The sequence below is a fragment of the Nocardia rhizosphaerihabitans genome, assembly GCF_014646295.1.
Lineage (GTDB): Bacteria > Actinomycetota > Actinomycetes > Mycobacteriales > Mycobacteriaceae > Nocardia > Nocardia rhizosphaerihabitans.
On sequence record NZ_BMNE01000002.1, the window covers coordinates 661050 to 683398 of the forward strand.

General features: G+C 68.2%; 22 protein-coding genes. 11 read left to right on the top strand and 11 right to left on the bottom strand.

Annotation, left to right across the window (positions count from 1 at the left end; translation table 11 throughout):
- Positions 1–7: 7 nt before the first annotated feature.
- Both IEY60_RS09475 and trhA read right to left on the bottom strand, forming a co-directional pair.
- Positions 8–1489: an adenylate/guanylate cyclase domain-containing protein gene (locus tag IEY60_RS09475; protein ID WP_189026169.1), complete on the bottom strand. Its 1482-nt coding sequence runs from the start codon at positions 1487–1489 to the stop codon at positions 8–10.
- A gap of 115 nt (positions 1490–1604) precedes the next feature.
- Positions 1605–2294 (bottom strand): PAQR family membrane homeostasis protein TrhA, encoded by a 690-nt coding sequence (trhA, locus tag IEY60_RS09480; RefSeq protein WP_189026170.1) that lies wholly within the window; start codon positions 2292–2294, stop codon positions 1605–1607.
- Between the two features lie 247 nt (positions 2295–2541).
- On the opposite strand from trhA, the gene IEY60_RS09485 reads away from it, so the two are divergent.
- From IEY60_RS09485 to IEY60_RS09500, 4 genes are all read left to right on the top strand, one after another.
- Positions 2542–3321, top strand: a complete 780-nt coding sequence (locus tag IEY60_RS09485; RefSeq protein ID WP_189026173.1) for an isoprenyl transferase — start codon at positions 2542–2544, stop codon at positions 3319–3321.
- Between the two features lie 30 nt (positions 3322–3351).
- A complete protein-coding gene (locus IEY60_RS09490) occupies positions 3352–3918 on the top strand; it encodes a hypothetical protein (protein ID WP_189026175.1) in 567 nt (188 codons plus the stop codon).
- Between the two features lie 80 nt (positions 3919–3998).
- Positions 3999–5117: a hypothetical protein gene (locus tag IEY60_RS09495; RefSeq protein WP_189026177.1), complete on the top strand. Its 1119-nt coding sequence runs from the start codon at positions 3999–4001 to the stop codon at positions 5115–5117.
- 112 nt (positions 5118–5229) lie between these two features.
- On the top strand, positions 5230–6291 hold the full coding sequence (locus IEY60_RS09500; protein ID WP_189026179.1) for a hypothetical protein: 1062 nt from the start codon (positions 5230–5232) through the stop codon (positions 6289–6291).
- Here IEY60_RS09500 and coaA read toward each other — a convergent pair whose 3' ends face one another.
- On the bottom strand, positions 6292–7224 hold the full coding sequence (gene coaA, locus IEY60_RS09505; protein WP_189026181.1) for a type I pantothenate kinase: 933 nt from the start codon (positions 7222–7224) through the stop codon (positions 6292–6294). It lies immediately after the preceding gene.
- A gap of 200 nt (positions 7225–7424) precedes the next feature.
- Here coaA and IEY60_RS09510 point away from each other — a divergent pair, with 200 nt between their 5' ends.
- Positions 7425–8627: a DUF885 domain-containing protein gene (locus tag IEY60_RS09510; protein WP_189026183.1), complete on the top strand. Its 1203-nt coding sequence runs from the start codon at positions 7425–7427 to the stop codon at positions 8625–8627.
- Between the two features lie 126 nt (positions 8628–8753).
- Positions 8754–10049, top strand: a complete 1296-nt coding sequence (gene glyA, locus IEY60_RS09515; RefSeq protein WP_189026185.1) for a serine hydroxymethyltransferase — start codon at positions 8754–8756, stop codon at positions 10047–10049.
- 64 nt (positions 10050–10113) lie between these two features.
- Here the strand turns inward: glyA and IEY60_RS09520 are convergent, their stop codons facing one another.
- The 6 genes from IEY60_RS09520 to IEY60_RS09545 all read right to left on the bottom strand — a co-directional run bounded on the left by IEY60_RS09520 (position 10114) and on the right by IEY60_RS09545 (position 15821).
- Positions 10114–11196 carry an RDD family protein gene (locus IEY60_RS09520; protein ID WP_189026188.1) on the bottom strand — a complete coding sequence of 361 codons (1083 nt, stop codon included), beginning with the start codon at positions 11194–11196 and terminating at the stop codon, positions 10114–10116.
- The gene (locus IEY60_RS09525; protein ID WP_189026190.1) at positions 11193–11840 is read right to left on the bottom strand and encodes a hypothetical protein; all 648 of its coding nucleotides are present in this window, start codon (positions 11838–11840) and stop codon (positions 11193–11195) included. Before IEY60_RS09525 ends, IEY60_RS09520 begins: the two co-directional genes overlap by 4 nt.
- On the bottom strand, positions 11837–13078 hold the full coding sequence (locus tag IEY60_RS09530) for a hypothetical protein (RefSeq protein WP_189026192.1): 1242 nt from the start codon (positions 13076–13078) through the stop codon (positions 11837–11839). The genes IEY60_RS09525 and IEY60_RS09530 overlap by 4 nt, the downstream gene beginning before the upstream one ends.
- On the bottom strand, positions 13075–13410 hold the full coding sequence (locus tag IEY60_RS09535) for a hypothetical protein (protein ID WP_189026194.1): 336 nt from the start codon (positions 13408–13410) through the stop codon (positions 13075–13077). The genes IEY60_RS09530 and IEY60_RS09535 overlap by 4 nt, the downstream gene beginning before the upstream one ends.
- Before the next feature lie 181 nt (positions 13411–13591).
- Positions 13592–14575 (bottom strand): LLM class F420-dependent oxidoreductase, encoded by a 984-nt coding sequence (locus IEY60_RS09540; RefSeq protein WP_189026196.1) that lies wholly within the window; start codon positions 14573–14575, stop codon positions 13592–13594.
- A 52-nt stretch (positions 14576–14627) separates the two neighbouring features.
- Entirely contained in the window at positions 14628–15821 is a 1194-nt protein-coding gene (locus tag IEY60_RS09545; RefSeq protein WP_189026198.1) for an FAD-dependent monooxygenase, read from the bottom strand.
- A gap of 106 nt (positions 15822–15927) precedes the next feature.
- On the opposite strand from IEY60_RS09545, the gene IEY60_RS09550 reads away from it, so the two are divergent.
- Both IEY60_RS09550 and IEY60_RS09555 read left to right on the top strand, forming a co-directional pair.
- On the top strand, positions 15928–16644 hold the full coding sequence (locus IEY60_RS09550; protein ID WP_189026200.1) for a TetR/AcrR family transcriptional regulator: 717 nt from the start codon (positions 15928–15930) through the stop codon (positions 16642–16644).
- Positions 16645–16689: 45 nt separating this feature from the next.
- A complete protein-coding gene (locus tag IEY60_RS09555; RefSeq protein ID WP_189026202.1) occupies positions 16690–17109 on the top strand; it encodes a limonene-1,2-epoxide hydrolase family protein in 420 nt (139 codons plus the stop codon).
- An 11-nt stretch (positions 17110–17120) separates the two neighbouring features.
- Here the strand turns inward: IEY60_RS09555 and IEY60_RS09560 are convergent, their stop codons facing one another.
- Complete coding sequence (locus tag IEY60_RS09560; protein WP_189026204.1) at positions 17121–17393, bottom strand: hypothetical protein; 273 nt, start codon at positions 17391–17393, stop codon at positions 17121–17123.
- A 306-nt stretch (positions 17394–17699) separates the two neighbouring features.
- On the opposite strand from IEY60_RS09560, the gene phoH2 reads away from it, so the two are divergent.
- The 3 genes from phoH2 to IEY60_RS09575 all read left to right on the top strand — a co-directional run bounded on the left by phoH2 (position 17700) and on the right by IEY60_RS09575 (position 20807).
- Positions 17700–19073 carry an RNA 5'-3' helicase PhoH2 gene (gene phoH2 / locus IEY60_RS09565; RefSeq protein ID WP_189026206.1) on the top strand — a complete coding sequence of 458 codons (1374 nt, stop codon included), beginning with the start codon at positions 17700–17702 and terminating at the stop codon, positions 19071–19073.
- A 182-nt stretch (positions 19074–19255) separates the two neighbouring features.
- Positions 19256–19873 (top strand): LGFP repeat-containing protein, encoded by a 618-nt coding sequence (locus IEY60_RS09570; RefSeq protein ID WP_189026208.1) that lies wholly within the window; start codon positions 19256–19258, stop codon positions 19871–19873.
- Positions 19874–19964: 91 nt separating this feature from the next.
- A complete protein-coding gene (locus tag IEY60_RS09575) occupies positions 19965–20807 on the top strand; it encodes an acyl-ACP desaturase (RefSeq protein ID WP_189026210.1) in 843 nt (280 codons plus the stop codon).
- Positions 20808–20857: 50 nt separating this feature from the next.
- Here the strand turns inward: IEY60_RS09575 and IEY60_RS09580 are convergent, their stop codons facing one another.
- Positions 20858–22264 carry a class II fumarate hydratase gene (locus tag IEY60_RS09580; RefSeq protein ID WP_189026212.1) on the bottom strand — a complete coding sequence of 469 codons (1407 nt, stop codon included), beginning with the start codon at positions 22262–22264 and terminating at the stop codon, positions 20858–20860.
- Between the last annotated feature and the right edge of the window lie 85 nt (positions 22265–22349).

Sequence of the window (22349 nt, forward strand, 5' to 3'; positions counted from 1 at the left end):
AACAGGCTCACAGTCCGGGTGGGATATCGGTCCAGGTTCGGGTGCGCCCGGGGATGCCGCGCAGCCGGAGATCCTTGTATCGCTTCCAGTGCGCGCGTTCGTTGGGTGTGGCGGCTTGCAGGACCGGGTCGCTGACCAGGATCCGCCGTGGCGCTTCCTTGGCCATGGCGGTGAGCCGGGCGGCCTCGTTCACCGCGTCGCCGATGACGGTGAATTCGAGGCGGGTGTCGGCGCCGACGTCGCCGGCGAAGACCTGGCCCCGGGCCACGCCGATGCCGACGTCGAGTTCACCGGTGGCGACCACTTCGTCGCGGATGCGGCGGGCGGCGCGCAGGGCGGGGGTGGCATTGTCGTGCAGGGCCGACGGTGCGCCGAAGATGCACAGCGCGGCGTCGCCCGCGAACTTGTTGACCAGGCCGCCGTTGGCCTCGGTGGCGGCGACAACGGTCGCCAGCAGCCGGTTGAGCTTGTGCACGAACTGTTCCGGCGCCATCTCGGCCGACAGCTGCACCGACCCGGTCACGTCGACGAACAGCGCCGACACGATCCGCACGTCACCGGTGAGATCGGTGCTGCCCGACAGCGCGCGTTCGGCGACCGTCGAGCCGACATGCCTGCCGAACACGTCCTCGGTGTGCAACTGGTCCTGCAGGGTCGCGGCCAGCTCGTTGACGGAGTGTTCGAGCCGCCCGATCTCGCTGGCACTGCCGACGGGCACCCGCACGTCGAGTTCGCCGCGGGTGATCCGGTCCAGCGCCAGGTACATCGTGCGCATCGGGGTGGCGACCGAGCGGGCGAGCAGCGCGGTGGCGAGCGCGCCGACGGCGAGGGCGACGAGGGTGAAGATCCAGGCGGCGCGCACCCGGTCCTCGGCCGGGGTGGCCGGGTCGCTGAGCACGACGATGATGATCAGGCCAGGCAGCGCGCTCGATACCGCCCAGGTGACGAGCACGCGCACGAGCACGGTGGAACTCGGATGCACGGTGGGCCCGAGCACCGCCGCGATGATCGGAACGGCGGGACGGATCAGCCGGTCGAGGATCAGATAGGTCGCGCCCGCCGATTCCAGCGCGCCGAGCGCGAATCCGGCGATCACCACGGCGTCGTTGTCGTAGTCGGTGAACCGGTCGACCAGCCACACCGTCAACGCGATGCCGGGGATCCACAACACGATCGCGCGCACGGTGATCGCCGCGGGCAGCGCGATCAGCCGGCGTGCTTCCTCCGGCGTCGGTTTACGGCCGTCGTCGAGCCAGCGAAGATATCTGCGGCGGTCGTAGATGGCCATCCAGATGCCGAACAACACGGCGAACGCCGGATAGATGGCGAGCAGCGACGCCGCTTCCCGCCAGTTGGGGCCGACCCGGGTGAAGACACCGTCCGCCCACGCGATGAGGAAGATGGCGCCGAGGCCGACCAGGTTGGCCGTGATGACGACCAGCGCGAGTCCCCAGTAGCTGCGCAGCGCCCAGCGGAGCAGCCGGTTCATCGCTCACGCCAGAACCCGGAGCACCGGGACGCCCGGGTATCACGAGCTGCGCTGACGGGTGACACGATTATCGAGCATAGAAGGCCGGGCAACGCCGATCGCGCCCACGCGCCGGTCAACCGAGCAGCACCAGCCAGATCGCGATGTAGTGGAACACCGCCGCGACCACCGTCGCCGCGTGGAAGAACTCGTGATGCCCGAAGTGCTCGGGCCAGGGATTCGGCCATTTCGTCGCGTAGAGGATCGCCCCCGCGCTGTAGATCACGCCGCCGATGGCGAGCAGCACCAGCGGCAGTACTCCCACGTTGTGCAGCAGTTCCGGCGCCACCGGCACGATCGCCCATCCCAGCAGCAGATACAGCGGGACCCCCACCCACCGCGGCGCGGTCGGCCACAGCATCTTCAACGCCACCCCGGCCAGCGCCCCCGCCCACACCACGATGAGCAGCGTCCGCCCCGTCGAGCCAGGTAGTCCGAGCACCGCGAACGGCGTGTAACTCCCGGCGATGAACAGAAAGATCATCGAGTGATCCGCCCGCTTCATCCGCACCCTGGCCCGCACGCTCTGCCAGGTCACCCGGTGATACACCGCACTGATCCCGAACAGCGCACACACCGCCACCCCATAAACCAGCGTGGACCACCCGGCGGTAGCCGACTCCCGAAACCCGAAGACGACAAGCACCGCCACCGCGACAGCGGCAACCCCCACCGCCCACGTATGAATCCACCCCCGAAACCGCGGCTTCCCCAAAAACCCCGGCTCCCCAACCCCCACGGCAACAGCCTCCACGAAACCTCCCATGCCGAAAACCTACGGTACCGTAAGTTACCGCCCACGCTACGTCAGCACCACCCCCCACCACCACAAACGTGCCAACAACCACACCACCGATTCCCCCACAGCCAACCCACTGATCCCGCAAGCACATGGGTAACTCCCCAACCACCTCCCACCCGCCCCGTCCCTCACCGCATGCCCGATGCACGACGTGTTTCCTTCCTACTACCGGCCAGGGTCCCGGAGAGGCGGGGGAGCGTAGGGTGCTGGGGTGGAGTTTCTCGGTCGGGTGCGTGGTCTGCCGTACCGCATCTACGAAGCCAGACTGTCCAAGCAGCTGGCCGACAAGCAGCATCCTCGCCATGTCGCCGTGATGTGCGACGGTAATCGCCGCTGGGCGCGCGAGAACGGTTTCACCGATGTCAGCCACGGTCATCGGGTCGGTGCGCTGAAGATCGCCGAGCTGGTCGGCTGGTGTGCCGACGAGGGCATCGAGATGGTCACCGTCTATCTGCTGTCGACGGAGAACCTGCGCCGCGATCCGGAAGAGCTGGAGACGCTGTTCGAGGTCATCACCGATGTGGTGGAGGAACTGTCGGCGCCGGAGCAGAACTGGAGCGTGCGGATCGTCGGCTCGCTGGCGGGTTTCCCCGAGCTGATCGCGAAGCGGCTGCGGGTGGCCGCCGAGCGCACGAGCGGGCGCGACGGCGTGCATGTGAATGTCGCGGTGGGCTATGGCGGTCGTCAGGAGATCACCGACGCGGTGCGTTCGCTGGTGCGTCAGGAGATCGCCGCGGGCGAGTCGGGTGAGGATCTGGTGCAGTCGATCACCGTCGACGCGATCGGCCAGCACCTCTACACTTCGGGTCAGCCGGACCCGGATCTGGTCATCAGAACCTCTGGTGAGCAGCGTCTTTCGGGTTTCCTGTTGTGGCAGAGCGCCTATTCGGAAATCTGGTTCACCGAGGCGTACTGGCCGGAGTTCCGGCGGGTCGACTTCTTGCGCGCACTACGGGATTACGCCGCGCGGCATCGCCGTTTCGGCGTTTGATTGTCACCGGGGTCGCGTACTCTGCGGGCAGTGGACCCCGAACAGCCTTCTTATATCAGTTATGAGGAATTCGGCAGGCGTTTCCTGGAATACGCCGTCTCCGAGCAGCGGATCGCCGAGGCATTCGGTGAACTCACCGGCGCTGCTTTCGATTTCGGTCCGATCGGGGTGGGGCCGGGTCGCCTGGCGAAGGTGACGGCGCAGGTGGAGCTGGGGCAGCCGCGCATCCTGCGCTTTATCGATGCCTTCATCTCGTTCGAGCTGACGATCCCGTTGCATGTGGATCTGGTCCTGGATCTCGCGGTCGACCGGTCCCGGTTCCAGGTCGACGGCACCGTGCATCTGCATCTCACCGCGCGCACCGCGGATCCGCTGCGGGTGGTCATCGATATCGCCGAGCCGCGGCCGAGCGATGTGCGTGTCAATGTCGCGAGCGCGACCAAGCGCGGGCAGTTGCTGCGCGTGCTGGCCAGCGTCGACCATGAGATCCGCCGGTTCGTCGCTCGCTATATCGCCGGGGAGATCCGGAAGCCGGAGATCGCGGCGGTCCGCAATATCGACGTGGCGACCAGGCTCGACGCGGCGTGGAAGTTGTAGGAGAGTCGCCCCGATCCCGGCCGAGTGCGGACTAGGCTGCTGCGCGAGACGAGACCCGACGACACGTGCAGGGGTGTGCTGTGGGAGTTGCGAGGAAGCCAGGACCGCGCCGGTTCGCCGCGATCGGTGTGGCGTCGAGTGTCGTCGCCCTGCTCGCGGGGTGCGGTACCGACAAGACGGCGCTCCCGCAGATCACCCCGACTGAACAGCAGGATGCCGCGGGTTCGGTGTTCGCGTATCGCACCGCCGGTGAACTGGCGGTCGTGCGCGGCGCGGGGACGGTGCGCGCGCCCGGCAGCTTCGGGTACTCCTCGGCCGCGGTCGGTTTCACCAGGGACGGGCAGTTCGCGTTCTCGGTGGAGACGAGCTCGAAGACGCTGGTGGCGTTGAGCGTGCGCGACGGTTCGGTGTCGCGCACCGAGTGCGACTGCTCCGACGCGGTGGCTGTTCGTGGCGCGGTGGTGGCCTGGTGGCGGGAACCGGGCCAGATCATGACCCTGGATCTGTCGGGCACCGCGCCCGCCGCGCCCGAACAGGATGTGGTGCTGCCGGATTCGCCGAGCCCGCTCTCCGGCGGCAGCTGGGACGGCGCCAGGCTGGTCGCCGCCACCGACGACTATGTGCTGCTGGCCAGGGTCGAGTCGCGCGGACTGTGGTGGGAGAAGAACCACCTCTACGCGATCGGCGCCGACGCCATCCTGCCGCTGGGCCGGGTGCCCGGCATCGACGCCCACCTCTCGGCCGCCGCCGGACCCGACGGCCACACCTTCGTCCTCGCCGGCACGACGGCCCGCAGCGCCACCTGCGGCACCGGCCACGTCGCGACCATCGACGCCGATACCAATGCCGTCCAGGAGCTGCCCGCGCTGCCGGGCGAGTGCTCGGCGGCCTACAGCCCGCGCTGGGGCGGCGACGGCACGCTCACCGTCGCCACCCGGAAGTGGGCCGACATGGCAGGCGCGCCCAGCGCGGTCGACCGGTTGCAGTCGGCGGCGCAGGGCTGGGCGCCGGTCGGCGAGAACCCGGTGGTCGACATGTTGCCGCGTGCGCGGGAGTCCATCGTCCAGGTGGTCGCCGGTGATCCCACCGACGCGCGCGACACCCCACGCGGAGTTCTGGTCGTGGAGAAGGGCGGCGCGCGCACGGAGCTCGCTCAGCAGGTCGTCTCCCTCGGTGCGCCTGCGGCCACGAACGGGTAGCTCGGCGATCGAACCGACTCGGCGTCCGCTCCGTATACCTCGGCGCCGGGAGGTTCCCGGTCGATCGGTGCCGCGCACGGGCGGCGCTGATGGGGGAGCGCCGGAGGTAGTGATGCGAAGCAAGGGGATGCGGATGGTCGTCGCGGCGGCGATCGCGTTACTCGGGGCGGGTTGCGGTACCGCACTGCCGCAGGGGCCGCAGATCGTGACGGAGTCGCCGATGTCGAACCAGATGTTCGCGGTGCGCACGACGATCGGGATGGGCGTGGCCGACGCGTCCGGTATGCGCGGCGACCGGGTCGGCGACTACCGGGAAATCGGCTTCAGCCAGGACAATTCACTCGCCTACGCGATCGACGGCGACGGCATGGTGACGGCGATGGAGACCGCGGAACTGCTGGTGTCCTCGGGCCGCATCGATTGCCGCTGCACCCGGGTGTTCCCGCTGCACGACGCGGTGGTCGCCTGGTGGCGTGACGGCGCGGTCATGCAGGCCGACCTGCGCATTCCCGATCCGGTTGTGCTGAGGTCGATTTCGCTGCCCGAGCCGCGTGATCCGCTGGGCGAAGGCGCCACGCTGACCGGCACCGAGCTGATCGCGCTGGACCGGCACCGGGCCGTGCTCACGCGGATCGAGTCGGTCCCCGGCGCGAGCTGGGGCATCAACCACCTCTACGTCGTCGATCTGAATTCCGTTGCGGTGCAACAGTTCGGCCGGATCCCCGAGGTGAATACAGTGTTCCGGCAGGCGGTGATCGCGGCCGACGGACGGTCGGTCGCCGTCGCGGGCTACAGCCGCGACAATGTCGCCTGTGGCACCGCGTCGGTCCACCGCCTCGATCTCGTCGCCGGGACGGTCGATTCCGCCGGACCGCCGTTCCCGTCGTGCAGCTCGATCGCCGACATCCGTAGCGACGGTACGGATATCGTGCTGACACGGTTGGTCTGGGACCGCGCCGAACCGCAGACACTGACCTCCTCGACGGTGTGGCGCTACCGCGACGGCTGGACGCAGGTCGGCGCCGACCCGGTGGTGCGCGTCATCACCGCACCGATCGCGCTCGAACTGCGCCACACCGGTCAGGCCACGCCGTTCGGCACCATCGGCGGCGACCTGTACATCGACGGTAAGCCGGTGTTGCACAACGTGATCGACGTGCAGACACCCCACTGATCAGAGCTTGCGCAGCCGCAACCGGTTGATCGTGTGGTCGGAGTCCTTGCGCAGCACCAGCGTTGCGCGCGGACGGGTCGGCAGGATGTTCTCCACCAGATTGGGCCGGTTCGTCGAGTTCCAGATGTCGCGCGCGGCCGCGGTGGCCTGCTCGTCGCTGAACCCGGCGTAGTGGTGGAAGTGCGCGTCGGGGTCGGCGAAGCCGGTCTTGCGCAACGCGAGAAAGCGCTGCACGTACCAGTTCTCGATGTCCTCGATCCTGGCGTCGACATAGATGGAGAAGTCGAACAGGTCCGAGACCATCAGCCGCGGACCGGTCTGCAGCACATTCAGGCCCTCGACGATGAGAATGTCGGGCTGACGCACGCAATGCGCCTCATCGGGCACGATGTCGTAGGAGACGTGCGAATACACCGGCGCGCACGCTTCTTCGGCGCCCGACTTCACCTCGGTGACGAAGCGCAGCAGCTTGCGGCGGTCGTAGCTTTCCGGAAAACCCTTGCGGTGCATGATGCCGCGGCGGGTGAGTTCGGCGGTGGGGTAGAGGAATCCGTCAGTGGTCACCAGGTCGACCCGCGGATGGTGGTCCCAGCGCGCCAGCAGCGCCTGCAGCACGCGCGCGGTCGTCGACTTGCCGACCGCGACACTGCCCGCGACGCCGATCACGAACGGCACCTGCTTGTCCGGATGCTTCTCGCCGAGGAATGTCGCGGTGGCGGCGAAGAGCCGCTGGCGCGCGGCCACCTGGAGATGGATCAGACGGGCGAGCGGCAGGTAGACCTCGGCGACTTCCTCGAGATCGATCTGCTCGCCGAGACCACGCAGGCCGGTCAGTTCCTCCTCGGTCAGGACCAGCGGAGTCGACTTGCGCAGGGTGCGCCACTGCTTCCGGTCGAACTCGACATACGGGCTCGGCTCGCTCATCCGTGCCACCTACCCGACGCTCCGTCCGGGCGCACACGCACAGCTGGGCTGCCCGTCGGGTGAGATCCGGGATAACTCTGACCGCATGCCGCGATTGTGCTCCGTCTCGGCCGCCCACGCGCAACGGGGGGTTTGGCTACTGGCCGGTAACGAACGACAACCCCGAGGTAGGGTCCGCTTTTCCGATTCACCCCGTAAGGTCGGGCACCATGGGGTCACATCCACTTGTCACTGAATACCTGCGGCTCGGACTGGCTTTCGACCGGCTCGAAGAAGGCTTCGTCGATGCCTACACCGGCGATCCGCAGTTGCGTCGCGACGTCGAGAACGCGCCCATCCCCGATCCGGCCGAGCTGGTGAAGCGGGCCGTCGACCTGCGCGCGGGCCTGGCCGATACGGATCTGTCGGCGCGGCGCACCGAATTCCTCGACGCCCATCTCGTGGCGATGGAGTGCTCCGCCCGCAAGTTCGCCGGCGAGGAGATCGGGTTCGTCGACGAGGTCCGCGCCTATTTCGACGTCGACATCGCCCCCGGCGACCCCGATGACTATCGCGAAGCCCACCGCCTGATGGACGAAGTACTCGGCGGCGACGGCCCGCTGGCCGAGCGCGCCGCCGCGTACCGGCGCGGTGACGAGATCCCGCCGGAGCGGCTGGCGGTGTGCGTCGAGGCGTTCTCCAGCGCGCTGCGCGAGCGGGTCCGCGATCGCTATCCGCTGCCCGACCACGAGACCGTCACCTACGAGGTGGTCGGTGACAAGCCGTGGTCCGGATTCAATTACTACCTGGGCAATTTCCGCTCCACGGTCGCGATCAACTCCGACCTCAAACAGCACATGGCGCACCTGCCCGCGCTGATCGCGCACGAGGCCTACCCCGGGCACCACACCGAGCACTGCCGCAAGGAGGCCGGGCTGGTCGCCGCGGGCGAGGACGAGCAGACGCTGTTCCTGGTCAACACCCCGCAGTGCCTGATGGCCGAGGGCCTGGCCGACCTGGCCCTGCAGTCCATCATCGGGCCCGGCTGGGGTGCGTGGGCGCAGGAGATCTACGCCGATCTCGGCCTGCGTTTCGACGGTGAGCGGGCCGAACGCTTCTCGACCGCGTCGGCGAAACTGCTGAGCGTGCGGCAGGACGCGGCCCTGCTGCTGCACGATCAGCAGCGCAGCGACGACGAGGTGGCGGCGTTCCTGCAGCGCTGGAGCCTGGCCACGCCGGAGCGGGCGCGCCAGTCGCTGCGGTTCCTGTCCTCGCCGCTGTGGCGGGCCTACATCAGCACCTACGTGGAGGGCTATCGGCTGCTCGGCGGCTGGCTCGACAACGCCGTCGACGCGCAGGATCGGGTCGAGCGGTTCGGGCGTCTGCTCGACGAGCCGCTCACGCCGGGCGCGATCCGGCGGATGCCGGTGTGACCGCCGGCTGACGGCGCTGCCGCCGGGGTGCAACAGCTGTGAGCTGCGTCTCCCCGGTGGCGGCCGCGTCGGTGTTGCGCTATCCCCGTGCTCGGGCGTCCGCGCGCGGCCCATAGACTGAGGGTCGTGACGCAGACGACCGCTTCGGTGAATACCCAGTCTCTCGGTGAGCTCGATCCCGAGTTGGCCGCCGCGATGGCGGGCGAGCTCGCCCGCGAACGCGACACCCTCGAGATGATCGCCTCGGAGAACTTCGTGCCGCGCGCGGTCCTGCAGGCGCAGGGTTCCGTGCTCACCAACAAGTACGCCGAGGGCTACCCGGGCCGCCGCTACTACGGTGGCTGCGAGGCCGTCGACGTGGTGGAGACCCTCGCCCGCGATCGCGCCAAGGAACTCTTCGGCGCCGAGTTCGCCAACGTGCAGCCCCACTCGGGCGCGCAGGCCAACGCCGCGGTGCTGATGGCGCTGATGAACCCGGGCGAGACCCTGCTGGGCCTCGACCTCGCGCACGGCGGTCACCTCACCCACGGCATGCGCCTGAACTTCTCGGGCAAGCTCTACGACGTCCACTCCTACGGTGTGTCGAAGGAAGACCACCGCATCGACATGGACGAGGTCCGCGACATCGCCAAGGCCGCCAAGCCGAAGGTGATCGTGGCGGGCTGGTCGGCCTACCCGCGTCACCAGGACTTCGCGAAGTTCCGCGAGATCGCCGACGAGGTCGGCGCCTACCTGTGGGTCGACATGGCGCACTTCGCCGGTCTCGTCGCCGCCGGTCTGCACCCCTCCCCGGTGCCCTACGCCGACGTCGTGTCCTCCACCGTGCACAAGACCCTCGGCGGCCCCCGCTCTGGTCTGATCCTGGCCAAGCAGGAATTCGCCAAGAAGCTGAACTCGGCGGTGTTCCCGGGTCAGCAGGGCGGCCCGCTCATGCACGTGATCGCCGCCAAGGCCGCCGCGTTCAAGATCGCCGCGACCGAGGAGTTCGCCGACCGCCAGCAGCGCACCCTGTCCGGCGCCCGCATCCTCGCCGAGCGCCTGACCGGCGCCGACGTCAAGGACAAGGGCGTCTCGGTCCTGACCGGCGGCACCGACGTGCACCTGGTCCTGGTCGACCTGCGCAACTCCGAGCTCGACGGCCAGCAGGCCGAAGACCTGCTCCACGAGGTCGGCATCACCGTCAACCGCAACGCCGTCCCGTTCGACCCCCGCCCCCCGATGGTCACCTCCGGCCTGCGCATCGGCACCGCCGCCCTGGCCACCCGCGGCTTCGGCGACACCGAGTTCACCGAGGTCGCCGAGATCATCGCCGCCACCCTGGCAGGCACCTCGGACACCGAGTCGCTGCGCGCCCGCGTCTCCAAGCTGGCCCAGAGCGTCCCGCTCTACCAGGGCCTGGAGGACTGGCGCCTGCTCGGCTGAGCCGATAGATGTCGAAACGCCCTCGGTAACCGGACTTCCGGCCACCGAGGGCGTTTCGTTGTTGTCAGGTCTCGGTCGAGCGACTGTCGATGTCGCCGCGCCGTACGGCGGGGAGCAGGTAGCGCTCGGGGCGTTCCGGAACGGTGCTGTTGCCGAGCACGAGCACCGGCATGATCACGCCGACCAGCCACACCGCCAGGAGCCTGCGCAGGCGGGGATAGCCGCCGGTGTCGCGGTCGATGACGACGAGCCCGAACACGGCCTTGCCCAGGGTGGTGTGGGTGACCGCTTGGATCAGCACCCGATCGATGAACGAGGCGAGCAGGAAGAAGCCGACCACCATCCCCCAGTTGATCTGCAGGTTCCCCCAGTCCTGCTCTTCCACCGCTTGCCTGCTCGCCGGATTCGCCAGCACACCGATTCCCACGCCGATCGCGACGTGCACAGTGACGTCGAGAATGTAGGCGAGCGTGCGACGGAGCATGCGGGGCGACGGGAACGACTCGTCGTCTTTCCCACCACGCAACGGGGTGGGCGGCGGCTTCGGTTCGTACCGAGGTCGTTCGGCGCGCGGCGGCAGCCCACCGGGATCGCCGGCGCCGGCGAACAACGTCCGCCCGAATCGCGGTGCCGGGTACCACGGTGCCTGATAGGCGAACAGGGTTCGCGCGCCACCGGGCAGCGCGACCAGACCCGCCTTGCGCGGATCACCCGCGAACCACACCTCCGTGCCGTCGCGGTACCCCGAGGCCGAGATCCACCGGCGCAACTTCAACGTGCCGATCAGCTGGTCGTGGTGATCGATCAACTGCACCCACTCCCGCACCCCGCTGCGGAAACGCTGCACGGTCACGACCTGCCACCGTCGACCTCCGGCCCGCAGCCGCCGAATCGCCGTCCAGCTCATGACGATTCCCATCACGGTGATCGGCAGGACAGCGAAGAAGCACAGGAGCGCCATCTGGTCGGCGTTCTCCGCCGTCCGTCCCGTCTCCGTCTGCGATACGTCGACGAAGTAGAAGAACGCCACCGCGCACCCCACTCCCAGCCCGAGCACGACCAGCGCGCGCAGTGTCGTCCAGATGAGCGTCCAGCAGGTTCGTGGAGTGCTCCACGCGCGTGACGCTCGGTCGTCCGTTCCGTTCACAGCGCGAGTGTGAATTGCGGGTGGACAACGGTGTCGAACGTGATCGAGCCGGCCAGCAGCACCATCATCGCCCCGAAATCGGACCCATACGCCACATCGGCGGTCGACAGCACAGCGACGGCGATCCGGGCGCCGTCGTCGGCGACGACGATCGCCTCGATCTGATGGACGGCCCGGCCCGGCGCCGCCGCCTGCGATGAATCGTCGACGACGGCATAGGTTGTCGTCGATTCGATGAACAGGACGGTGCGCCCACCGAGTTCGACCGGCTCGATGTGTGCGCCGCGGCCGTCGGTCGCCTTCTCCCCGGCCAGCTCGGCGATGGTCACCCGGGGGTTCTGGGTGCGTCCGCGATCCAGCAGCGAGATGGTCAGCCACGAGGTCACCGGTGTGCCGTCCGCGGACGCGTGCTGACCGATCGCGCAGTAGCAGGCGCTATTGGTGCGCAGGACGGTGAGTAGGTCGGCGATGGCCGATGCCACTTCGGGAAAATCCCCGGCGACCTCGGCCGGCAGGAACTCGACGATGCTCTCGGCCGACTCGACCGCTTCGTGAATCGTGGCCAGCGGAAGTTCGTAATAGCCGCGCGGCAGGACGACCGACAGCGAGGTGGTCGACCCGTCAGGGGTGGTGTCCGCTGTCAATCTCCAACTCCCTGTGATAGGTCGATCGTCTTGTACGAGGCGCCGGTCATCCGCTGCAGAACCGCCAGCGCGGTGGCCGGACTCTCCTGCATGAAGTGCTTACCCTCGGCCCCGGTGAGCTGCAGCAGCGAATGCACACCGGTGGTCGCGCCGGAGGAGGTGAGCGTGTCGGAGACACCGAAAGCGTTCTTGTCGGTGAAGACTCGGGCGACGAGACCCGGATCGTTCGCCGCTTCACCCCAGGTCTGCGCCATCATTCCGAATCGGCCGAGATCGTCGGCGCCGTTGCCCATGGCGAACACCTTGCCCGCTTTGAACACCCCCGAGGCGCCGGGCACCACGCTCAGCAGGTCACCACCGACGATCGCGGCGGCGCCGAGCTTCTCGGTCCAGCTGCCGTCGACCAGGTCGTCGCGCAATTCGTCGTTGGTGGCGGTCAGGGCCAGCGCGCCCGCGCCCGCGGCCAACGAGATGCCCAACGCGATCGCGCTGATCGGTGGTGGGGTGACCAGGGCCAGGATGCCGCCGATCGCGGACGTGGTGGACAGCACCTCGTGAATCGCGTCGCGGTTCTCATCGATCCAATCGGTGAGACTGTCCCACCAGCTCTTGTCCGGTTCACTGGGCGCGAAGTTCGCGGCGGCCTCCAGCTCGGTCGCCGTGGTGGTGGCGTTGGCGTTGTGCGCGATCTCGAGGTCTTTCGCGCGGGCGATGATCGCGTCGATCGCGCCCTGGCAGTTGTCGACCGCGGTCGACGCCGAGGTCACCTGGGCGTTGGCGGCGTTCAGCCGGGACTGGGCATCGGCCAGCTCGGACGCGTCGGAGAAAGTCCTGTTGGCCAGGCCGAGGTCGGGATTGGCCTTGGCCTGCTGGAGCGCGGTGACCGCTTGGGCGTGGTTGGCCCTGGCGGTGGCGGCTTCGGTCTCCAAACCTTTCGCGGTGTCCTGGAAGGCCACGAGGTCGGTATGCCACGCGGCGATCGCGGTACTGGCTTGCTGTAGTGAGGATTGGGCGAGACCGAGGTCCTGGGCGAGCGTGGCGTCGAAGCTGGCGCGGAAGGCATCGCCCGCCTCGCCTTTCCACACCTCGTCGTTGCTGTTGCGAATGCTGGTCAGCAGCGTGTTGGTCTCGGTGACGGCGTCGGCAGCGGTCTTGATCTTCGTGCTGAGGGTGGCGACTTCGGCGGCGTCTCCCGGAGTGGGATCGAAACCGAGGTTCGGGTAGGGGTTGTCGGTCATTTCGGGGTCCCGGGAGTGACCGCCTGCGGATCGGTCTGTGCGCCCGCCTGGGCGAGTGCCTGCGCGACCGCGGCATCGAGTTGCTGGTAGGCGGTGTGACACTGGGCGATCCCGTCGGCGGTGACGGTCGTGGACTCGCAGATCCGTTCGATGCCGTACTTCCACTTGCTCTGGAAGTTGTCGGCGGCGTCGTTCAGCTTGGCGGTACCGATGTCGGAATCCCCGTCCTTGGACAGCGCGGTCATGGCGTCGGTGAGTACCTGCTCCGTTCCGCGCAGCAACTGGACGGTTTTGCCGAGGACATCGATGTCGACCTGGAGAATTCCGGTCATCTACCCTCCCCCTTTTTCTCGTTCAGTGTGTTGGACGCACGAACTGTCGGTTCGGTTCCCTCGGATCTCGGGCACGACACGGACCGCCGTACGCGTCTTCCGGACCGCCGACATAGCCGCCCCGCGGCGCCGCTGTCGGCGCCGCGGGGCGGCTATCGCTCGGAACGAGAAAAGGAAGTGGTCAGCCGACCAGGGGCTTCAGGGCGCGGCCCGCGGCCTCGATGACGCCGGGCTCGTGGCCGTTGGTGATCATGTTGACGATGATGCCGTCGATGCCCTGATCCAGGACGCGTTGCTGGATCTGCTCGGCGACCTCGTCCGGGGTGCCGACGAACTGGCGGTCGGCGGGGGAGTTGCGGATTTCCTCGGGAGACAGGGCGGACAGGTCGATGCCGAAGCGGGCGAGCATGTCGCTCTGCAGTTTTCGGGCGCGGTCGCCGTCCTCGTCGGCGATCACGAAGGCGAGGAAGCTGGTTTCGAGGGTCGACGGGTCACGGTCGGCCTCGGCGCAGCGCTGGTGCAGCGCCTCGATCTTCTGTGGCAGCAGGGAGGCGTTGCAGATGATGTTGAGGTGGTCGGCGAAGCGGGCCGCCAGCGCGAAGGTCTTCTTCTCGCCACCGCCGCCGAGCATGATCGGCAGGTCGTCGCGGATGCGCGGCTCGTTCAGCGCGTTCTCGGTGTGGTACCACTTGCCGTCGACGGTGGGCCGCTGTCCGTGCAGCATCGGGGCGATGATCTGCAGCGCTTCCTCGAGCCGCTGGAACCGCTCGGTGAAGGTGCCGAACTCGAAGCCGTACTGCTGGTGCTCGAGCTCGAACCAGCCCGCGCCGATCCCGAGCACGGCCCGCCCACCGCTGACCACGTCGAGCGTGCTGACGGTCTTGGCGAGCAGCGCCGGATTGCGATAGGTATTGCCGGTGACCAAGGCGGACAACTGGATTCGCTCGGTCGCGGTGGCCAGCGCGCCGAGCGCGGTGTAGGCCTCCAGCATCGGCTCGTCCGGAGCGCCGATGCCGGGTAGCTGATAGAAGTGGTCCATGACGAAGGCGGCGTCGAAGCCGGCCGCCTCTGCCGCTCTGGCCTGCGCGATCACCGTGGGAAAGAGCTCGCGCACCGACGAAGTGTTGCTGAAATTGGGCATCTGGTAACCGAGACGAATGCTCATGGGAGCGACCATAGGACTTGGAGTGCACTCCAAGTCAAGGCTGACACGGGGCTCAGGACACGTCGGTGAGTTCGACGCGCGCCGGGTAATCGATCAGGTCGATGTCGTTGGCGGCCTTGTCGCCGTACTTCAACATCAGCGAGAAACCGCGCGAGCCGAGGAACCAGTTGCGGACCTTGATCCCGAGCGCGGTCTTCGGGGCGAGGAACGAGCCCGCGTTGCTGTTGCCCGCGATCTTGGCGTAGTGCTTCATGATTCGGTCGTACGCGGCGAACGCGGTGACGTGATCGCCGTCGGCGAGGGCCAGTTCGCCCGCGAGGACGTAGGCGCCGACGACGGCCAGGCCGGTGCCGAACCCGCCGAGGGTGTTGCCGTAGGCGGAGTCGCCGACCAGGGCGACGCGGCCGCGAGTGTAGGTGCCGTTCATCCTGACCTGGCTGATCGAGTCCAGGTAGATGTCGTCGAAGCCGGCCAGGTCGGCGAGCATGCGCGGGGCGTGCCAGCCCATGTCGGCGTAGGTGGACTCGATGATCCGGCGGGCGGCGGCGGTGTCGTCGCGGGCGAAATCGAGTGCGGGACTGGCGAACAGGTACATCTGCTGCGCCTTCGGCCCGCCGTCGATGGCGAGTTTGCCCGGGATGTTGTGGGCGTAGGCGCGGGCTCGTTCGCGCGAGGCGGTGGGATCGCTCCACCGGCTCGCGCCGGCCACGCAGTAGTAGTGGCCGAGGTGATGCACGTAGTCGGACCCGGGCCCGAACGCCAGTTTCCTTACCCGCGAATGGATTCCGTCCGCGCCGAGGACGAGGTCGAAGGTGCGCGGCTGTCCGTGCTCGAACTGCACCCGCACGCCGTCGGCGGTCTCGGCCAGTGCGGTGATCGTGTCGCCGAAGACGTATTCGACTGCCTCCGAGTTCTTCTCGTACAGGATCTCGGCGAGGTCGCCGCGCAGGATCTCGATGTCGCCGCCGGTGAAGTCACCGGACATGACGACCAGCTCCCGCCCGTCGTCGTCGACGAACACCGTGTCGGTGGTGCCGGTGCGCCGGGCGCGAACGGCATCCAGGACACCCATCCGCTCGAGGACGGTCAGGTGCGTCCGGCCCTTGAAGTCGACGGCCTGACCGCCGGGACGCAGCGCGGGTGCGCGCTCGACGACGGTCACGGTGAAGCCGTAGCGCTGCAGCCAGTAGGCCAGCGCGGGCCCCGCGATGCCGGCGCCGGAGATGAGGACGGTCTGGTTGCGCATGGTGTGCTCCTCGCGAGGAATCTGTGTCTGATGGAATCTGTATCCGCTGGACACGAATAAGAGTATGGTAGACACAGTTCTGACGTCAACAGGAAAGGCAGGACCGATGCCGACCACCGTCGAACTGCTGTGGGGCACCGCCGCGCGCCCCAAGCGCGGCCCGAAACCCGCGCTCACCCTGGACGGGATCGTCGCCGAGGCGATCGCGCTGGTCGACACCGAAGGACTGTCCGCGCTGTCGATGCAGCGGCTGGCCGAGCGCCTCGGCTTCACCAAGATGTCGCTGTACCGGTACGTGCCGGGCAAGGAACAGCTGACGGCGCTGATGGTCGACGCCGCGATCGGCGAACCGCCGCGCGCCGACGGCGCGAAAGGCGGCTGGCGCAGCGGCCTGCGGCACTGGGTCGAGGCGATCTTCGAGCGCTACCGCGCCCACCCTTGGACCATCGAACTGACCATCGGCATCCGCCCGATCGGCCCGAACGAGATGAGCTGGACCGAGGCCGCGCTGACCGCCCTCGACGGCACCGGGCTGACCGGCCCGGAACGGCTCGACACCATCGTCCTGCTCAACGGGCACGCGCGCAGCCTGGCCCAGCAGGTCGAATCGGTCGGCGGCGGCGATTCGGCGACGCGGTTCGCCGAGCAGTTCGCCGAGATGATGACCGCGGCGGGCGACAGATTTCCCGCGGTGAGCGCGGCCTTCGCGGAGGAGTCGGCGGCGGTCCCGCCGTCGGCCGCGCCGGGCGCCGCGTTCGATTTCGGCATCGACCGCATCCTCGACGGCCTCGCCGTGCTGATCGCGAAACGGACGAATCGGTAGCGCCGAGGTCTGGTCTGCCGGGCGCGAACGTCCTAGGCTCGCATCATGACCGACCAGCCGGAACTGCCGGAAAACTCAGCCACCCTCGTGCGCGAATTCTTCGCCGCGCTAGAACTCGGCAGTGTCGACGAGGCTCTGGAGTTGCTGGATCCGGCGATCGTCTGGAAGAACACCGGCCTGCCGACCGTGCGTGGCAAGGATCGGGTCGCCGCGTTGCTGCGCGGCCTCGACCGGCCGCAGCTGGGATTCGCGGCGGACATGCACCACATCGCCGAGAACGGCGACATCGTGCTCACCGACCGCACCGATTACCTGCGCGCGGGCCCGGTCCGGATCGGGTTCTGGGTGAGTGGCACCTTCGAACTGCGCGAGGGCCGGATCGTGCTGTGGGACGACCACTTCAGCATGGGCAACATGGCGCGCGGCGCCGTCGTGGGAGCGGCGCGGGCAATCCTGCGTCGCTGAACGCGCCCCGGCTACTTGTGCTTGTTCAAGTAGTCCAGATACGTCGGCCGCAGGACTTCGGCCAGTTTGCCGTCGCCCGCGTGCATGTAGTCGTCGATCATCGGCAGCACGTATTTGATATCGGCCGCGCTCTCGCCGAGGTCGCCCGCCTCGGCCTGGGCGGCCGGGATGGACTTGAGCAGTTCCCACAGGAACTTCACGTCGCCGCGGCGCACAGCCGCCTTCACCGCACGATCGTGCAATTCCTTCGACGACAGTTTCTCCAGATCCTGGTCTTCGGACATGCTTCGACTCTAGCCCTCGGCGACACCCCTGTGGCAGATCCGAAGCGTCGGCGCCGGTTAACGACAAATTCACGGACACGTCCGGCTGTCCGGCAGCGCGGCAGGGAGTTGGACGGTAGCGTCGGTGATGCGGGCCGCGTCGGTGTGGCTCGTACGGGAGGTCCTGACCGTGACTGAGCTACTCAGTGCGAGAGGGCCGGCACCCGGCCCTCGTGGCGGTTGACCAGCGCGTCACCGCCTACCAGGACGGACCGGTCCAGCGAGATCGTTCGCGCGGGTGCCGTGCGAACACATAAGGAGCCCACCGTGACTGCTGCACGCTCCGTTTCCGCCCCCGCGATGCACACGGCCTCGGCCTCGAAGAAGGGGGCCCGCCCCTCGCGTTCCGGTCGCAAGACTTTCATCGTCGACACCTCGGTTCTGCTCTCGGATCCCTGGGCCGTCACCAGGTTCGGCGAACACAAGGTGGTTCTACCGCTGGTCGTGATCAGTGAATTGGAGGCCAAGCGACACCACCACGAACTCGGCTGGTTCGCCAGGGAAGCCCTGCGGATGCTCGACGACCTGCGGGTCAACCACGGCAGGCTCGACCAGGCACTGCCGATCGGCACCGACGGCGGCACACTGCAGGTGGAGCTCAACCACACCGACCCCTCGGTGCTGCCCGCCGGATTCCGCTCGGAGACCAACGATTCCCGCATCCTCGCCTGCGCGCTGAACTTCTCGGCCGAGGGCGAGGAGGTGGTGCTGGTGTCCAAGGACATCCCGCTGCGGGTCAAGGCGAGCGCGGTCGGCCTGTCCGCCGACGAATACCACGCGCAGGACGTGGTGACCTCCGGCTGGAGCGGGATGGTCGAACTCGACGTCGCGGGCTCCCAGATCGACCAGCTCTACACCGACTCGGTGATCGATCTGGACGAGGCGCGGGAACTGCCCTGCCACACCGGAATCCGGTTGCTGGGCAGCAGCTCCAGCGCACTGGGCCGGGTCACCGCCGACAAGCGGGTCCAGCTGGTCAGGGAGCGGGAGGCCTTCGGCCTGCACGGCCGCTCGGCCGAACAGCGCATCGCGCTCGATCTGCTGCTCGACGAGAGCATCGGCATCGTGTCGATGGGCGGCCGCGCGGGCACCGGTAAGTCGGCGCTGGCGCTGACCGCCGGGCTCGAGGCCGTGCTGGAACGGCGGACCCAGCGCAAGGTGGTCGTTTTCCGGCCGCTGTACGCGGTGGGCGGCCAAGAGCTGGGCTACCTGCCCGGTTCGGAGAGCGAGAAGATGGGCCCGTGGGCTCAGGCCGTCTTCGACACGCTCGACGGGCTGGCCAGCCGCGAGGTGATGGAGGAGGTGCTCAGCCGCGACATGCTCGAAGTGCTGCCGCTGACCCACATCCGCGGGCGCTCGCTGCACGATTCGTTCGTGATCGTCGACGAGGCCCAGTCGCTCGAGCGCAACGTGCTGCTGACGGTGCTGAGCCGCCTCGGCACCGGCTCGCGCGTCGTGCTGACCCACGATGTCGCCCAGCGCGACAACCTGCGGGTCGGCAGGCACGACGGCGTCGCCGCGGTGATCGAAAAGCTCAAGGGGCACCCGCTTTTCGCGCACATCACGCTCACCCGTTCCGAGCGCTCGCCGATCGCGGCGCTGGTGACCGAGATGCTCGAGGAGTACGGACCGAACGCGTGATCGTGGCAATCCGGCTGCGTCAGCGGCCGGATTGCGTTTGATTACCGGAAACTGTGGGTATTATCCGCGGCGACACCAATCCAGCAACGGCTCGGCGAACAATGTTCCGCCGGGCCGTTGCGGATGTCGGCCAGGCTCCATCCGGGGCGTGCCCCCGGGGGGCCACTCGCGAGAGGATGGATATGAACCACTTCGCTCGACGTACTGCCGCTGGAGGCGCCGCGGTCATCGCCGCCGCCGGACTGTTGCTCGCCGCCGGCTGCGGTGACGACGACAAGGACACGGCCGATGACACCGTCGGCTCCGTGACCTCGGTCATCGGCGGCCCTGGCGCGACAACCACCGCCGAAGGCGGCTACGGCGGGATGACCACGACTCCCGACAGCGACGAGACCACCACCCCCGGCGCGGCCACCACCACCGCGACGGCGGCAGGCGAGTCGACCACCATCTCCACTCCGAACGGCGACATCACCGTCTCCGGTGAGGTGTACAAGAAGTACGTCGCCGTCGGCGGGCCGGGCAGCCCGCTCGGTGCGCCCGAGGAAGCCCAGGAAGCCGGCCCGGACGGCGGCGAGTACCAGGACTTCGAGGGCGGCACCATCTACTGGAGCAAGGACTCCGGCGCGCACATCGTCTGGGGCGAGATCCGCGAGGCCTGGGAGGACGAGGGCGGCGCCAACGGTCCGCTCGGCTACCCGATCAGCGACGAGAAGGACATCACCGGTGGTAAGCAGAGCGACTTCACCGGTGGCACCATCGTCTGGGTCAACGGCGAGACCACGGTGACCAAGAAGTAGCTCGGGCGCCCGGCCCGGCGCGGGGACCTGATCGCCTACCAGGTCCCCGCACCGACGGCCGAACCGCTAGGTTGTCGGGGTGCAGAAAACTATGACCGACCGTGAGCTGCTGGATTCGCTCGCTGACGTGGTGGAAACCAACCTGGCTCGGCACATCGAGGTGGCCGAGGGCTGGCAGCCGCACGAGTTGGTGCCGTGGGCGGACGGCCGCAACTTCGCCTTTCTCGGCGGCACCGACTGGTCCCCGGAACAGTCCGAGCTGAGCGCGACCGCCAAGCTCGCGCTGACGGTGAGCGTCCTGGTCGCCGACAACCTGCCGTCCTACCACCGTGAGCTCGGCAAGCACCTGCGCACCGGCCCGTGGTGGCGCTGGGTCGGCCGGTGGACGGCCGAGGAGAACCGCCACGAGATCATGATCCGCAACTACCTGATGGTGACGCGCGCGGTCGACCCGGTCGCGCTCGAGCGGGCCCGCATGGCGCACATGACCGCGGGCTTCAACCGTCCTCCGCTGCACCTCATCGACGTGCTGGCCACCTGCGCCTTCGAAGAGCTCGCCGCCGCGATCCGGCACCGCAACACCGCCGCCCTCGGCGAGAACCTGGTCGTCACCGCGATGGCCGAGAAGCTGGCCGTCGACGACGAACTGCAGGCCGAGTTCTTCGCCACCCTCGTCGCCGCCGCCCTCGATCTGGTCCCCGACCAGGCCGTGCGCGCCATCGCCGACCAGGTCGCCGCCTTCCGGGTACCGCACGTGGACCTGCCCGGCGGCGGTTCCAGCGACGAGGCACTGGCCGAGGCGGGCATCTACGATCCCGCCGACGAGGCCGAACTGGTCTTCAAGCCGCTGCTGCAGCGCTGGAACATCTTCACCCGCACCGACTTCACCGAAGCCGGCGAGAAGGCCCGCGCCGAACTGGCCCACCTGGCCTGATCTTTCGGGCGAACGGCCGTCACCGCACGAGGTGGCGGCCGTTCGTCGTGTCAGGATTCGCGGTCGACGTTCGCCATCGCGAGCACATCCAGCTTCTGATCGAGCTCCTCGACGGAGAGCTTGTCCGGGGTGAGGCCGCGATCGATCACCGTCTGGCGGATCGTCTTCTTCTCGCGCAGAGCCTGTTTGGCGACCGCGGCCGCTTCCTCGTAGCCGATGGCCGAGTTCAGCGGGGTGACGATCGACGGGGAGGACTCGGCCAGGGTGCGCAGGTGCTCCTCGTTGGCGACCAGGCCCACGATGCACTTGTCGGCGAAGAGGCGAGAGACGTTGGCCAGCAGGCGGATCGACTCGAGCAGGTTGCGAGCCATGACGGGGATGTAGACGTTGAGCTCGAACGCTCCGCTCGCGCCCCCGAAGGCGATCGCCGCGTCGTTGCCGACCACCTGCACCGCCACCTGCGTGACCGCTTCGGGCAGAACGGGATTCACCTTGCCCGGCATGATCGAGCTACCCGGCTGCAAGTCCGGCAGCTGGAGTTCGCCGAGCCCGGTCAGCGGGCCCGAACCCATCCAGCGGATGTCGTTGGCGATCTTGGTCAGGCTGACCGCGATGGTGCGCAGCGCACCGGAGGCCTCGACCAGCCCGTCGCGCGCGGCCTGCGCTTCGAAGTGGTCGTGTGCCTCGCGCAGCGCGTCGATTCCGGTGGTGCGCACCAGTTCCGCGACGACCTTGCCGCCGAACCCGGCGGGCGCGTTGAGTCCGGTGCCGACCGCGGTGCCACCGATCGGCAGCTCACCCAGGCGCGGCAGGGTGGCCAGCGCCCGCTCGATCCCCGCCTCGATCTGCCGGGTGTACCCGCCGAACTCCTGCCCCAGCGTCACCGGCACCGCGTCCATCAGATGCGTGCGACCCGACTTCACCACGGTGCGCCACTGCTCCGACTTGTCCAGCAGCGCGATCCGCAGATGTTCCAGTGCCGGAACGAGATCGGTGATGAAGGCCTCGGTGGCGGCCAGATGCGTCGCGGTGGGGAAGGTGTCGTTGGACGACTGCGACATGTTCACATCGTCGTTGGGATGCACGCTCACGCCGTTACGCGCGGCGATCGAGGCGATCACCTCGTTGGCGTTCATGTTGGAACTGGTGCCCGACCCGGTCTGGAACACATCGATCGGGAACTGATCGTCATGCCGCCCCTCGGCAATCTCGCCGGCCGCGGCGATGATCGCGTCGGCCTTCCCCGGATCCAGCAACCCCAAATCCTTGTTGACCTGCGCACAAGCAGCTTTCAACAGCCCCAGCGCCCGAATCTGCGCCCGCTCCAACCCCCGCCCACTGATCGGAAAGTTCTCCACAGCCCGCTGCGTCTGCGCCCGCCACAGTGCGTCCACCGGGACCCGAACCTCACCCATCGTGTCGTGCTCGATGCGGTACTGCACGTCGTCATCAGCCATGTCTCTGACACTAGGACGAGATCAGCGCGAATGGTGTCGGCACACCAGCGGAAAATCCCACACTCCGGTGCGGAATACGCGGGGG

Coding starts and splice junctions, on each gene's coding strand:
- IEY60_RS09540 (WP_189026196.1), bottom strand. CDS start 14,575: ATGAGCATTCGTCTCGGTTACCAGATGCCCAATTTCAGCAACACTTCG.
- IEY60_RS09510 (WP_189026183.1), top strand. CDS start 7,425: ATGGGGTCACATCCACTTGTCACTGAATACCTGCGGCTCGGACTGGCT.
- IEY60_RS09550 (WP_189026200.1), top strand. CDS start 15,928: ATGCCGACCACCGTCGAACTGCTGTGGGGCACCGCCGCGCGCCCCAAG.
- IEY60_RS09580 (WP_189026212.1), bottom strand. CDS start 22,264: ATGGCTGATGACGACGTGCAGTACCGCATCGAGCACGACACGATGGGT.
- IEY60_RS09545 (WP_189026198.1), bottom strand. CDS start 15,821: ATGCGCAACCAGACCGTCCTCATCTCCGGCGCCGGCATCGCGGGGCCC.
- IEY60_RS09530 (WP_189026192.1), bottom strand. CDS start 13,078: ATGACCGACAACCCCTACCCGAACCTCGGTTTCGATCCCACTCCGGGA.
- IEY60_RS09560 (WP_189026204.1), bottom strand. CDS start 17,393: ATGTCCGAAGACCAGGATCTGGAGAAACTGTCGTCGAAGGAATTGCAC.
- IEY60_RS09570 (WP_189026208.1), top strand. CDS start 19,256: ATGAACCACTTCGCTCGACGTACTGCCGCTGGAGGCGCCGCGGTCATC.
- IEY60_RS09500 (WP_189026179.1), top strand. CDS start 5,230: ATGCGAAGCAAGGGGATGCGGATGGTCGTCGCGGCGGCGATCGCGTTA.
- IEY60_RS09575 (WP_189026210.1), top strand. CDS start 19,965: ATGACCGACCGTGAGCTGCTGGATTCGCTCGCTGACGTGGTGGAAACC.
- IEY60_RS09535 (WP_189026194.1), bottom strand. CDS start 13,410: ATGACCGGAATTCTCCAGGTCGACATCGATGTCCTCGGCAAAACCGTC.
- IEY60_RS09555 (WP_189026202.1), top strand. CDS start 16,690: ATGACCGACCAGCCGGAACTGCCGGAAAACTCAGCCACCCTCGTGCGC.
- IEY60_RS09475 (WP_189026169.1), bottom strand. CDS start 1,489: ATGAACCGGCTGCTCCGCTGGGCGCTGCGCAGCTACTGGGGACTCGCG.
- trhA (WP_189026170.1), bottom strand. CDS start 2,294: ATGGGAGGTTTCGTGGAGGCTGTTGCCGTGGGGGTTGGGGAGCCGGGG.